General features: G+C 68.1%; 8 protein-coding genes and 1 pseudogene. 3 read left to right on the top strand and 6 right to left on the bottom strand.

Annotation, left to right across the window (positions count from 1 at the left end):
* Nucleotides 1–617 precede the first annotated feature (617 nt).
* The 3 genes from IG90_RS0125865 to IG90_RS0125855 are packed head-to-tail and all read left to right on the top strand — an operon-like array spanning nucleotide 618 to nucleotide 6,286.
* The gene (locus IG90_RS0125865; protein WP_033894654.1) at nucleotides 618–5,480 is read left to right on the top strand and encodes an RHS repeat-associated core domain-containing protein; all 4,863 of its coding nucleotides are present in this window, start codon (nucleotides 618–620) and stop codon (nucleotides 5,478–5,480) included.
* Between the two features lie 8 nt (nucleotides 5,481–5,488).
* Complete coding sequence (locus tag IG90_RS0125860) at nucleotides 5,489–5,860, top strand: DUF6193 family natural product biosynthesis protein (RefSeq protein ID WP_030589238.1); 372 nt, start codon at nucleotides 5,489–5,491, stop codon at nucleotides 5,858–5,860.
* Between the two features lie 42 nt (nucleotides 5,861–5,902).
* Nucleotides 5,903–6,286 (top strand): DUF6193 family natural product biosynthesis protein, encoded by a 384-nt coding sequence (locus tag IG90_RS0125855; RefSeq protein WP_051859891.1) that lies wholly within the window; start codon nucleotides 5,903–5,905, stop codon nucleotides 6,284–6,286.
* A 156-nt stretch (nucleotides 6,287–6,442) separates the two neighbouring features.
* On the opposite strand, the gene IG90_RS47155 is transcribed toward IG90_RS0125855, so the two are convergent.
* The 6 genes and pseudogenes from IG90_RS47155 to IG90_RS0125840 form a co-directional block, all read right to left on the bottom strand.
* Nucleotides 6,443–6,691 (bottom strand): DDE-type integrase/transposase/recombinase, encoded by a 249-nt coding sequence (locus IG90_RS47155; RefSeq protein WP_411572604.1) that lies wholly within the window; start codon nucleotides 6,689–6,691, stop codon nucleotides 6,443–6,445.
* Between the two features lie 98 nt (nucleotides 6,692–6,789).
* Nucleotides 6,790–6,867, bottom strand: a pseudogene (locus IG90_RS47150) (IS3 family transposase); the annotation flags it as partial.
* 7 nt (nucleotides 6,868–6,874) lie between these two features.
* A complete protein-coding gene (gene mycP, locus IG90_RS42440) occupies nucleotides 6,875–8,251 on the bottom strand; it encodes a type VII secretion-associated serine protease mycosin (protein WP_078585130.1) in 1,377 nt (458 codons plus the stop codon).
* Nucleotides 8,252–8,280: 29 nt separating this feature from the next.
* Nucleotides 8,281–9,717 carry a hypothetical protein gene (locus IG90_RS44390; protein WP_157846271.1) on the bottom strand — a complete coding sequence of 479 codons (1,437 nt, stop codon included), beginning with the start codon at nucleotides 9,715–9,717 and terminating at the stop codon, nucleotides 8,281–8,283.
* A gap of 48 nt (nucleotides 9,718–9,765) precedes the next feature.
* The gene (locus IG90_RS0125845) at nucleotides 9,766–10,308 is read right to left on the bottom strand and encodes a hypothetical protein (RefSeq protein WP_051859890.1); all 543 of its coding nucleotides are present in this window, start codon (nucleotides 10,306–10,308) and stop codon (nucleotides 9,766–9,768) included.
* A 127-nt stretch (nucleotides 10,309–10,435) separates the two neighbouring features.
* Nucleotides 10,436–12,796: a xanthine dehydrogenase family protein molybdopterin-binding subunit gene (locus IG90_RS0125840; protein WP_030589228.1), complete on the bottom strand. Its 2,361-nt coding sequence runs from the start codon at nucleotides 12,794–12,796 to the stop codon at nucleotides 10,436–10,438.
* Nucleotides 12,797–12,835 lie beyond the last annotated feature (39 nt).

Below are 12,835 nucleotides of genomic sequence, written 5' to 3'. Positions count from 1 at the left end.
CTTGCCTCGGGTCAAACCCGCTCACCACGTCCGGGGGCGTGCCCGGCCCGTCCTCCCCCACCAACTCCGGCTCGGAAATCATGTGTACGGCTCTCCCCCTGGTCAACGGCACGAACCGCTGCTACCCGTACAGATACTCATAGAGCTTCGACGTCGAGGGAGCTGGGCACTTGCGGCAGCAACGGACTCAGGCAACCGCATAGCTCGGACGGTACTGGCGCCGTGCGGCAACGCCGGACACCTATCTCCTACCTGGAGCGACAGCTGCGTCGCCTCATTCTGTCAGGCGCTGTAAGGCCCAGGTCATCGACCCGGGCTTTGTTTGTTGTCTCGACCAGTTCAAGCGTCGCGCACCAGATGGCGCACCCTCAGCGCGCCCCGGACAGGCCACGGCCGCGATCGGCACCCGACTTCCGCCAGCACTCCCCCGCAGCCGCCCACGGAGGGTACGGCCTCCCTTCCGCCGCCTCGCCACCCCGCGCCGCCTCGTCTCGCGTCGGGAACCGCGCGCCATAGGTCACGCCAATTCTGAACCATCTTGGTGATGCGGCCCGGAAATGAGATCCTGTCGCACCTGCATTCAGTGAACGCAGCTCTGCACGGGGGAACTTCGAACCATGGCTGTAACCGTGCCCGATTGGGCCGACACCATGCTTGACGTCATCGGGATCAACTGGCCGAACGTCGATGAAGACGCGTACCGCGACATGGCCGACGCGCTACGGGAGTTCGCCGAGGACGTCGAGGACGACGGACACCTTGCCAACCAACACGTGCAACGTTTGCTGTCCTCCGGTAGCGGCGAGGCCCTCGACGCACTCAGCGGGCACTGGGGCAAGGTCAAGAACAAGCACGTGAAGGACCTGGCCAGCGGTGCTCGCACGATCGCTGGTGCCCTGGACAACGCGGCCACGGCGATCGAAGCCATGAAGTACGCGGCACTCGTCCACCTGGGCGTGGTGGCTGGCAAGGCGGGCATCTCCATGGCGCTGATACCGGTGACCGGGGGGCTGTCCATGCTCATCGGCGGAGCGGCGATCGCAGTTGCCCAGCAGGCCATCCGCCGGGTCATCAAGGAATGCCTGGAAGAGGTCGTCGGCTACATCGTCTCCGCCCTGACCGAACCGGCCGTCGCCGCGCTGGAGAACATGGCCGCGGATCTGGCGGTGCAGGTCGGCGCCAACATGCTCGGCCTCCAGGACGGCGTCGACATGAACCAGGTCGGCCAGTCGGGCAAGGAGGGCTTCAACGACGGAGTGGCGGGGGCCAAGGACTCCCTCCAGCTCGCCTCAGCCGACGGCCCGGGCCCCGCCCCCGGCAAGGGTGTGCACATCGAGCACGCGGAGCACACGCGGGCCGGCACCAAGCTGAACCTGGTCAGCGTCGGCGTGCACGGCAAGACCGCCGGCAAGTTGACCAAGGCCAGGACGCACCACGGGCGCACCCGAGGCAGGGACGACATCGCCGGTGCCCTGGACCCCGTGATCGACAAGGCGATGAAAGCTCTCGGCAAGGCCAACAAGGCCATGGGCAACCACCTCGGCGAAGCACTGCCGAAGGCGGTCAAAGAGATATCCGAGACCCAGAAGAAGATCGACCTGGACATCAAGGAGCGGCTGGCCAAGGGGATCAAGGTGCGCCAGGGCGGCGGAGAAACCGGTCAGCGCCCTGATGCGCCTCGGGAGTCCTCTCGCACCAAGGCCGACGCTCTGAAGAACGCCAAGGACGAGCCCCGCCGTAACGCCATCTCGCTGGAGAAGAAGACCTGCGAGAACGACCCGGTGGACGTCGCCACCGGGGAGATGACCCTGCCGCAGAGCGATCTGGCCCTGCCCGGAGTCCTTTCTCTCGTCCTGCGCCGGACCCATCTCTCCGGCTATCGCTACGGCCAGTGGTTCGGACGTAGCTGGGCCTCCACCCTGGACGAACGGATCGAACTCGACCCGGTCGGCGCGGGCACGGTGTGGTCACGGGAGGACGGTTCCCTCCTCGTCTATCCGCGGCTGCCCCTGCCCGGGGAAGACGGTGTGTTTCCCGTGGAGGGCCCCCGGCTGCCCATCCGGCACGGGGGCCAGGACAACGGAGAGACCACTTACCTCGTCACCGACCCTCGTTCGGGTCTGACGCGCTCGTTCCGCGGCGGCCCGTACAACGTGTCCCCCGCCTACTGGCTCAGGGAGATCGAGGACCGCAACCTCAACCGGATCAACTTCGCCCGCCTCGGCGACGGCAGTCCGACCGCCGTCACCCATTCCGGCGGCTACCGGGTCACCCTGGCCGTCGAGGACTTCCGCGTACGTGAGATGTCCGTGCGCACACCGGACGGTCCTGTCACCGTCATGCGCTACGACTACGACCCTCTCGGCAACCTCGACGGGGTCATCAACTCGTCCGGTCTGCCCCTGCGTTTCACGTACGACCCGGACGCCCGGATCACGTCCTGGACCGACCGCAACGACTCCACGTTCCGCTACGTGTACGACGATGTCGGCCGGGTGGTCCGAACGGTCGGCCCGGACGGCTACCTGTCGTCCACGTTCGCGTACGACACCCACCCGGAGACGGGCGACCGCGTCACCCGGTACACGGACTCCCTCGGCGCGACCACGGTCCACCACTTCAACGACCGGCTCCAGGCCATCGCGGAGACGGATCCGCTGGGCGGCGTCACCTACCGCAGCTTCGACCGCTACGACCGTCTCCTCTCCCGGACCGACCCTCTCGGCCGGACCACCGCCTATACCTACGACGATCGTGGAAACCCGGTCCGGGTCGAGCACCCAGACGGGACCTTCGCCCGGATCGAGTACAACGAGCTGAACCAGCTCGCCGCCGTCACCGGCCCCGACGGCGCGACATCGCGGCAGGAGTACGACGACCGGGGCAACCCGACGCTCTTCACCCGGCCGAACGGCACGACGACGCGTCTGTCCCATGGCCAGAACGGACAGCTCACCGGGATCGACGACTCCCTGGGCGCGCTGGACCGGCTGCGCTGCGACGCGGCCGGTCTGCCGCTGGCGGTCCGAGGGCCGCTCGGTACGGTCACCCGCTACGTCAGGGACGCGTTCGGGCGCCCGGTGAGCATCTCCGACCCCCAGGGCCGCACCACCGAGCTGGAGTGGACGGTTGAGGGCAAGCTCGCCCGCCGGACCGATCCCGACGGCTCGCAGCAGTCGTGGACGTACGACGGCGAGGGCAACTGCATCGCGCACGCTGACGCGTTGGGCGGTGAGACCCGCTTCGAATACACCCACTTCGACCTGGTCTCCGCCCGTACCACGCCAGGCGGCGCACGCCAGGAGTTCACCCACGACACCGAGCTGCGCCTGACCCGGGTCACCAACCCCCAGGGTCTGACCTGGGACTACACCTACGACGCGGCAGGCCGCACCAGCACGGAGACCGATTACGACGGCCGCATCCTCCGCTACTCCCACGACCCCTGCGGTCAACTCGTCACCCGTACCAACGGCCTCGGCCAGACCGTCCGCTACGAACGCGACCTCGCGGGCCGGGTCACCGCCAAGGACGCCGACGGGAGCGTCACCCGCTTTGCCTACGACGTCCACGGCCGTCTTGCCTCGGCGACGGGCCCCGAAACTGAGCTGTCGTACGTACGCGACAGCTCGGGCAGGGTCCTCCGGGAGGTGTGCGACGGCCGCGAAGTGGTCAACACCTACGACGAGACCGGGCGGCGCGTCCGACGTGTCACCCCGTCCGGAGCCGTCAGTGCTTGGTCATTCCCGGCCGGTCGCACCGCCGAGCTCCATGCCTCCGGCCACCGCCTGAGCTTCCGCTTCGACGAGACGGGTCGCGAGACCGACCGCCGGATCGGTGACGCGCTGACCGTCGACCTCGCGTACGACCCGGCGGGGCGCCTGATCGACCAGCTCGTCCGGACGACCGGTGACCGGGTTCTCCAGCGCCGCACGTATACATATCGTCCCGACGGCCATCTCGCTTCGGCCGAAGAGCTGACCGGCGGCCGCAAGCGACTGGAGGTATCCGGTGACGGCCGGGTAACCGGCGTCACAGCGGAGAACTGGTCGGAGCGGTACGCGTACGACGAGGCCGGGAACCAGACCGGTGCATCCTGGCCCGGTGCGGGCGACGCCTCCGGGCCGCGTGAGTACGCCGGAACACGCATCACTCGCGCGGGCCGTGTCCGATACGAGCACGACGCTCAAGGCCGGGTGATACTGCGCCAGAAGACCCGTCTCTCCCGCAAGCCCGAGACCTGGCGCTACGGCTGGGATGCGGAGGACCGCCTGGTCTTGGTCACCACGCCGGACGGTACGCGCTGGCGTTACCTCTACGACGCTCTGGGACGGCGCTCGGCCAAGCGACGCCTGGCCGAGGACGGGGCGACGGTGGTCGAGGAGGTGGTGTTCACCTGGGACGGCGACACACTCTGCGAACAGACCACTTCCACCGCGGGCTCCCCGGATTCCGTCGCTCTCACCTGGGACCACGACGGCGTCAAGCCGGTGACCCAGGTGGAGCGGCGGCTCGTGGACAGCGCGGAGGTCGACAGCCGCTTCTTCGCAATCATCACCGACCTCATCGGCACGCCCCGTGAACTCGTCGACGAGCAGGGCGAGGTGGCGTGGCGCACCCGTGCCGCCCTGTGGGGAGCCACCTCGTGGAACCGCGACGCCGACGCGTACACCCCCCTGCGCTTCCCCGGCCAGTACTTCGACCCCGAATCGGGCCTCCACTACAACCGCCACCGCCACTACGACCCCGAGTCGGGCCGCTATCTCTCCCCCGACCCGCTCGGTCTGACACCGGCCCCGAACGCGGTCACCTACGTCGACGACCCCACGCGGTGGATCGACCCGCTGGGTCTTGCGGGGTGCCCTCATCGAGGAGGGCAGCACCGGCACAGTGTTGTTCTGGGGGTGGACATCTCTCCCGACCGGGCATCGGAATCTCTGGCGAAGTACCTGCGCAATGACCCCTCAGACGAAGGGTACGACTTGAATCGCCCCAGTGACCTGGGAGCCCACACCTACAACGGACCGGACTACGCCGGTCGGGAACCTGGCGGCCCGGTATGGATGACCAACGTGATGGGGGCCATCGGGGATCGCGGTACCACTCTGTCGATCACGCTCGACGGAATGCCCAACAGTAGCGGCAGGATAGGGAACTGGAGCTCACCTGAGGATATTGTGGACGCTTTCCAGACCGCGGCACAGAATGGAGCTCAGTTCAACACCAGGCACGAGGACAACTACCCGGGCCGCGGTCACGGCACAGCATGGGAAATGAGCGAAGTCGCCTACGCAGTACGCAATTATGATGGGGCGGCCGCGTGGGGAGACCCCGACGACGAACGCCCTGGGCGACCGTGGGAAGAGATACAGTGGTACACCCGAAACGAGGAGGGGGGATACAAGGAAGTTACCGTACCCAAGCCGAACATTCCCGAGATACAACCGGACCTGTCGAACCTACCGGCACACTTGAGGTAACGAAATCCATGGCGAGAAACGAAAAGGCCCGAAGCGCGGCTGAGATCGTGGCAGCAGAGTGGTCTGATGTGCTGTCTTACGGACCTGACCGCATCGACCTCGACGTTCCCCGAACCGCTTACACCCACCCGTCCTTGCGGCAGCTCTACCCCATGGTCAGCCACGGAGTCCTGTACCTGAGTCGGTGCACCCAGTGGCCCTGGACGAGCGATGTCGGTACGGCCTACCCGCTGGTCGAGGGTGGGTACCGAGTACGTCGGGAGTCCGACAAGACCATGCTCGGCGAGGTCGACACCGTCGAAGAGGCATACGAGTTGATCGCCGCCAGCCTTCCTGACGGCTGCGGGCCGGCCATCGACGGAACCCCTGACGATCTGTGATCGCGGTGCCGAGCTGCACAGTGAAGCGGAAGGTACCAGCGAATGGCAGCTGAGTTCGACGGCAGCATCCCGGGCTCAGTAACCAGGGAATGGCAAAGCGTACTGTCGGAACCATCGAGCGTGATCGACCCGACCCTTTCACGGGCTGCCTATGCGAATCCAAAACTGCGTTCACTTTTTCCGCTCATCAGTCACGGATCTCTTCAGTTCAGCCGCTGCACACGGTACCCATGGTCCCGGGACGTGCCCTCCCTCTTCAGGCGACGCGACGGGCGCTTCTCCGTAATCCGCATGTGGGAGACGGGTGAGTCCGGCCTTCGCGAAGTAGGCGTGGCGGACACCGCGTCGCAGGCGGTCGCGCTGCTTTCCGCTACCCTGCCCGAAGACTGGGGGCCTGCGATCGACGGAACGGCTGACGATGTGTGACACGGCCCCCTACGGGGGCGGGCACCCAGCCCAGCCCGGCGGATTGTTGGGCCCGAACTACACTCCGCGCCGTGCGGAGTGACTTGAAGAGGCCGAGTACATCGTGTGTGGGCCCCGGATCGTCGCGCCGGTGGTCCGGCTCCCGCCCTCCGGTTCTCACGCCGCTGTCGGAACACCAGCACGTCGCCAAGCATCTCGCGCGGCGGCAGCGGTCGTGGAGTGTTCCGTGGAGCACTGCTCTGATGGTCGGGACGCTCGTGCCATCTCCATGGCGTCCAGGACGAGTCTGGTCTCCTTGGAGGCGGCGGCGGACCAGCCGACGACACGGCGCGAGAAGGTGTCGACGACGAAGGCAACGTAGACGACCCCGTTCCAGGTGGCGACATGCGTAAGTCGGCGACCCAGCAGCGGTTCGGCGCACTGGCGCCGAAGTCGCGTTCGACAAGGTCCGGGGCGCGCTCGGCGGCCGGATCGACGATCGTCGTGATCACCCTCCTGCCGCGGACGGCTCCGGTGATGCCGAGCTCGCGCATGAGGCGCTCGACGGTGCAGCGGGCCACCGAGTGCTCCTGCCGGTTCAGCTCACTTTCAGCCGACGGAGCCGGGACCTCGGCCAGGAGGGGCTCCGTAAGGAACCTCAGGGTATGAGCTGTTCGGCGGTGGACCGTAGGGAGAGTGCGGCGGCTGCAGATACTGGTGGTGCGGATACGGCTGCTGCTGGCTCGTCGGCGGAGCTGGCGCGGCAACAACCTCTCGCCGACGGGAACGGAGCACCGCCGCGGTCGCGGCACCGCCCACCAGGACTGCCGCGCCGATCCCCACGCCGAGCCAGAGAACGGTGTTGCTACCCTCGTCCGCCGCCGCGACAGCCGGCTCCTCGCTCTGACCAGAACCGCCCCCAGCCTTGGACGGCTGCGGCGACGGCGCCTCGGATGCGGCTGCGGCAAGATCCGGAAGCGGGTACACATCGGCCGGCCCGGGGTCGCCTGGCGTCTTGAGCGCGATACGAGGACGAACGATCCCGTAGCCGATCCCGTCGGATCGCTTCTTGCCACTGATCGGGCCGCCTGCGGTGTTGAGCATGACCCGCAGGACCTGATTGTTCGTCCAGTCCGGATGCTTGGACCAGATCAAGGCCGCCGAGGCAGAGGCGAGGGCTGTTGCGTGGCTGGTGCCGCTACTCTTACACAACTGGGTTCCTCCAGAACACGCGTGAACGGTGTCCACGCCTGGAGCTGCGAGATCGACCTGTGGTCCGTACTGGGAGGACTTGGCCCTTCGAAGATCCCTTCCGACGGATCCCACGCCGACAACACCCGGTGTCCCGGCAGGATATTCGATCGAGTTTTTCTCATCTCCACTGTTTCCGGCTGCCGCGAAGACCAGCGACCCTTTATCCAGGGCATAACTCACAGAATCCGTCAGTCGCTGCGAACCCACGTTATTTCCGAGAGAAACATTGATGACCTCGGCGCCCTGATCCGCAGCAAAGCGGATTGCCGCCGACAAGTCATCGTTGAAATACCTATCTCCAGTCGCACCGTTTACTTTTCCCGCACTATCCCTGACGCGGATCGGGAGAATTTTGGATCGGGGGGCCAGGCCGAAGGCACCGTCCCTGCCGCCAGCATTGCCGGTTCCAGCAATGAGTCCAGCGATCCCCGTTCCATGATTGGCGTAGTCCGTATGCTCGTCTCCCGGAGAGTCTGTAGCCAGGTTCTTCCCTTTGAGGACACGCCCTTGAAGATCAGGAACCGAAGCATCCACGCCCGAATCGATCACCGCAACAGTAACGTTCTCACCGGTGCTGATCTTCCACATCTGCTCGGCCTGCATCACATTGAGATGCCACTGTTCGGAACGAACGGAATCAGCGTGCGCAGGGACAGCGCCAACCAAGAGCGGTGCCACAACGGCTGACAGGACGGCCCCGCGCCGGGCAACAGCTGCACTGCTGGTACGCATTCCATTCCCTTTTTCTGGATTCTTGCTGATCAGTCGATGACTGGCGGAACGACCCGTCGGCTGCCCTGCTGCCAGGTTTCCTCGTCCTCGACGAGGTAGTCCGGCCGCTCGCTTTCATCGCGCCGGGGATCCCCAGCTCGCTGCGGAGCGGCTCCACGGCCCATCTGACCGACTGCACGGCTGCCGTCGCCCGATCCGGCTCCTCGCACCAGTCCCGTCCCCCCAGGCGTAAAGGGGCGGCCGGTAGCGCTTCCTGACTGCTGCGGCGGCCGTCCGCCCACCATGCCACCGGTCTGCCCCGCCAGTCGGCGGTCACCGACTATCCCGCTCCGACTACCGCCCCCGGCGCCTCCCACGCCGGCACCGGCACCGTGTCCCATCATTCCGCGGCCAGCGTGAGTGCCTTCGCCTCCGACCACCGTGCCACGCGGCAGACCTCCCGTTGGGCGCCCGGTGGTCTGTGCCACAGGGCGGCCACCGGTGATTCCGCTGTCTCGGATCGGCGGGGCCAACGGGCCCGTGCCCAAAGCCATGGAAGGACGGGCCATGCCCGTCGTCCTGCCCCCGGCGTTCGTCGGCGGCAGCAGACCAGGCCTACCCGCGACGGGAGGTGGCAGGACAGCGGGTGCCGTGACAAACGCGTCGGGCTTGTTGACGCCGGGAGTCACGGCCGGGCCTACCACCGGATTCGATGTTGCCGGTGGCAGAGTCGCAACGTTATCGATCTCCATGTCCACCGGCCGCTGCACCGCCCCTCCCACCGGCGCAGACACGCTCGCGTGCGTGAGTGGGGGCGTGTCCGCACCCACCGTCACTCCATGGCCGCTCCCAGACATCGATGCGCTAGCGACTCCACCCGGTACGGCACCTGCGGCACCCCCCCCAGTCGGCACACCGCCGGAAATATGTCCGCTGGCATCTCCCCGCCTGCCCACAGCCTCCGGCGCAATGCCCTGCGGCGGAGGAGGAAACGTCGGCCGCTTCAGGCCGTCGAGCTGCGCCACCGAATGGCTGTACGTCTGGGAGAGCTTCCGCATCTCCGCCGCCGCAGCCTCCCGCTCCCCGTTCAGCTTCCGGATCAAATCAGCGGAATCCGGGTCGTTCCGCGCCGACTCCGCAGCCTTGAGACTCGCCTCCGGGTCTCCCGTCGGACGAGGAATCGCCGCCTTGGCCAACGCAATCGCATCGGCCGCCTCACCCAAACGCTTCGATGCCTCCCGGCTGAACTCACCCAGGCGCAAAGTGGAGTTGGCCAGGTCCGCACTCCAGGTGCGGAACGACTCGGCCCCGTCGCCCTTCCACTTCACGATCTGCGGACGGATCTTCAGCTCTTCGCCGATCTTCGAGATCTCCTTCGCCGCACCCGACAGACGATCGGCCACGCCCTGAACAGCCGTGCTGTTGGCCTGGTCCAGCCACGCGATCATCTGCTTGTGCGACATGCCCTCGAACGATGTCGAACCCATCTCACTCCCCCGTTCGTACCGCTGATCGCCACGCCGTCTCCACCGACATCAGGCACCCCCGGTGTCATCGGTCGTCGAAGGCTGCGGCGTGGGCGGCGTCTTATCGCCGTTTCCGCTCTGCTTGTCCTCGCCCGGAACCGGGTTGTACTCACCGGGATAGTGCTTCTCCGCACCCGACTTGATCGCAAGCATGCGGTCGCGGATGTCCTGGTCCATGTTGTCGTAGCCCTTGTGCGACGCCAGGACCGCGATGCTCATGCCCTCGATGGAGTCCGAGAGCAGCTTCGACAGGGTCTCCAGCTCGCCGACGACCTTCTCGTACGAGGCGAACAGGCTCTTCGCCTCCGGCCACGCCACGTCGCCGAACTGGCTGTCCTTGATGGAGATCTCACCCAGTTTCTTGGCGTCCGCCGGCGATGCCTTCAGGTCTACGAGGATCTCGTCGATACGGTCACGGAACTTGGTGAAGGACTCCAGCTCGGTGTAAAGCTCTGTGACCGCGCTCTGCGCCGCAGCGACGGCGCCCCCAATGAATCCCCCGAAGAGCCCCCCGGAGGAGCCGGCCCCATCGGAGCCCTCTCCCGTCGCCACAACAACCTCCCCGTTGTACTGCTGGCACAGCTTCGAGGATCACTGTAGCCAGCATCAGTGACAGTTCGCACCCTTTGATTGCATGTGCAATGCGCATCACACTGCCCCGACGGCGATAACGAGCCAGTCAGGGCTTGGGCGTTGCCACCGCCGCCTGGGGTCTGATGGGGAGTCGGTTCACCGGGCGGCCCGTGGCGGAGCGGACCGCGGAGGCTACGGCGGCGGGGGCCGTGACGACCGGGACGGCCGAGGCGGGCTTCGCGCCGAAGGGGGCCACCACGTCGCGTTCCTCGACCAGCTTCACGATGCGGATTTCCGGGGCGTCCAGCGAGGTCGGGAGCGCGTAGCCGGTCAGGTCGGGGTGGCGGATCAGGCCGCGGGCCGTGCGGAGGTTCTCCGTGAGGGCCGCGCCGATGCCCTGCGTGATGCCCGCCTCGATGCGGATCGCCAGCTGGGCCGGGTTCAGGACGCGGCCGACGTCCTGGGCCACCGCCATTTCCACCACGCGTACGGAGCCGAGCTCGATGTCGACGTCGACCACCGCCCGTACCGCGCAGAACGCGAGGCCGACGAACGCGTCACCCTGGCCCGACTCGTCCAGCGGCTCCGTGGGGTGCGGGCGGCACTGGGCGGTGGCCCAGAGTTCCTTGCCGTCCAGCGCCTCCGTGACGGTGGTGGAGAGCACGCCGTCGTACGAGGTGATCTTGCCGTCGGCGATCTGGAGCAGCTCCGTGGACATGCCGAACTTGTGGGCCAGCGGCTGGAGGAGCTGGGTGCGGACCATCTTCGCCGCGCGCTCCACCGCCCCGCCCGACACCCAGGTGTGACGGCCGTGCGTCGCCGGGCCCGCCGGGGGCTGGTCGGTGTCGACCGCGGCCACGTGGACCTCTTCCACGCCCAGGACCTCCTGGACGACCTGGCGGGCGAGGGTGGTGAAGCCCTGGCCCGTCTCGACCGCCGCGCAGATCACCGTGGCCACGCCGTCGTGGACGCGGACCGTGGCCGTGGAGACCTCGTCGGTGCCCTCGGCGCCGAGCATGTGGACCATGCCCAGGCCGTAGCCCACGCCCCGGCGCACCGCCCCGGGCTCCCCCGCGCCCTCGGGGCCGCCCGGCAGCAGCCAGTCGTCCTCCGGGGCGTCCTTGGGAAGCGGGGGGAGCGGGTAGTCGCGTACGGCCTGGAGCAGTTCGGCCACCGGGGCCGGGCAGGTCACCGTCTGGCCGGTGGGGAGGATGTCGCCCGTGGAGAGGGTGTTGCGCAGGCGGAGTTCGGCAGGGTCGATGCCCAGCTTCGCGGCCAGCTTGTCCATCTGGCCCTCGTACGCCGCACAGACCTGCATCGCGCCCTCGCCGCGCACATGGCCCGACGGCGGGTTGTTCGTCCGGACCGCCCAGCCCTCGATGAAGGCGTGCGGGACGACGTACGGGCCGCAGGCGAAGGCCACGGCAGCCGCCAGGGACTCCGAGGAGGCGTCGGCGTACGCGCCCGCGTCCAGGAGGATCTGCGCCTCCACCTTGACCAGCCGGCCCTCCGCGTCCGCGTGGTGGCGGTAGCGCAGGAGGGTGGGGTGGCGGTGGGTGTGGCCGAGGAAGGACTCCTCGCGGCTCGCGGCCAGCTTCACCGGGCAGCCGGTGCGCAGCGCGAGCAGTCCCAGCGGGATCTGGAAGCCCGGGTCCTCGCGGTCGCCGGTCGCGCCCGGCACCCCGGTCACGACGACCTTGACCCGGTCCGCGTCCAGGCCGAAGCAGGCGGCGATCAGGTCGCGGTCGGTGTGCGGGTCGGTGGAGGCGGTGTAGATCTCGACGCCGCCGTCCGGGCGGGGCACGGCGAGGCTTGCTTCCGCGCCGATCGGGGCCGGGTCCTGGCGGCCGATGCGGTACAGGCCCTCGACGACGACCTCGCCCGTCGCATCCGCGTCGCCGTAGCGCAGCGGGATGTGCCGGATCAGGTTGCCGTCCGGGTGCAGGGGCTCCGCCGCGAAGGCCTTCTCCGGGTCCGTGACCGGCTCCAGCACCTCGTACCGTACGGCGATGGCGGCAGCGGCCAGCCGTGCGGTGTCCGGGTGGTCGGCGGCGACCGCGGCGATCGGCTCGCCGTGGTGGCGGACCAGGTCGGAGGCGAACACCGGACGGTCCACCACATGGCGGCCGTAGTTGCTGTCCCCCGGCACGTCCTCGTGGGTGACGACCGCCCGCACCCCGGGCATCTCCTCGGCACCCGAGGTGTCGATGGACAGGATCCGCGCGTGCGGGTGCGGGGAACGCAGCACGGCCGCCCACAGCAGGCCCTCGGCCCAGAGGTCCGCGGCGTACGGGAAGGTGCCCTCGGTCTTCGCCCGGACGTCGGCGGCCGGCAGCGAGGCGCCGAGGCCCCGCAGGGGCTGCTCCTGGTCCGGGCCGGAAGCCGCGCCCCGTCCGCCGCCGACGGCGTCGATCCTGGGCAGGCCGGTGCTGGTCGCGTTGGCCGCGGTGGCTGCGTCGCCGCTCACGCCGCCTCCTTGTCGTTCGCGTGCTGGTGCTGCTGATGT

It is taken from the genome of Streptomyces anulatus, from assembly GCF_000721175.1.
Taxonomy (GTDB): domain Bacteria; phylum Actinomycetota; class Actinomycetes; order Streptomycetales; family Streptomycetaceae; genus Streptomyces; species Streptomyces anulatus_C.
Note: the sequence above shows the minus strand (reverse complement) of the source record. Positions and strands in the feature narration are given on the sequence as shown.

Coding starts and splice junctions, on each gene's coding strand:
- IG90_RS44390 (WP_157846271.1), bottom strand. CDS start 9,717: ATGGGTTCGACATCGTTCGAGGGCATGTCGCACAAGCAGATGATCGCG.
- IG90_RS0125865 (WP_033894654.1), top strand. CDS start 618: ATGGCTGTAACCGTGCCCGATTGGGCCGACACCATGCTTGACGTCATC.
- IG90_RS0125860 (WP_030589238.1), top strand. CDS start 5,489: ATGGCGAGAAACGAAAAGGCCCGAAGCGCGGCTGAGATCGTGGCAGCA.
- mycP (WP_078585130.1), bottom strand. CDS start 8,251: ATGCGTACCAGCAGTGCAGCTGTTGCCCGGCGCGGGGCCGTCCTGTCA.
- IG90_RS0125855 (WP_051859891.1), top strand. CDS start 5,903: ATGGCAGCTGAGTTCGACGGCAGCATCCCGGGCTCAGTAACCAGGGAA.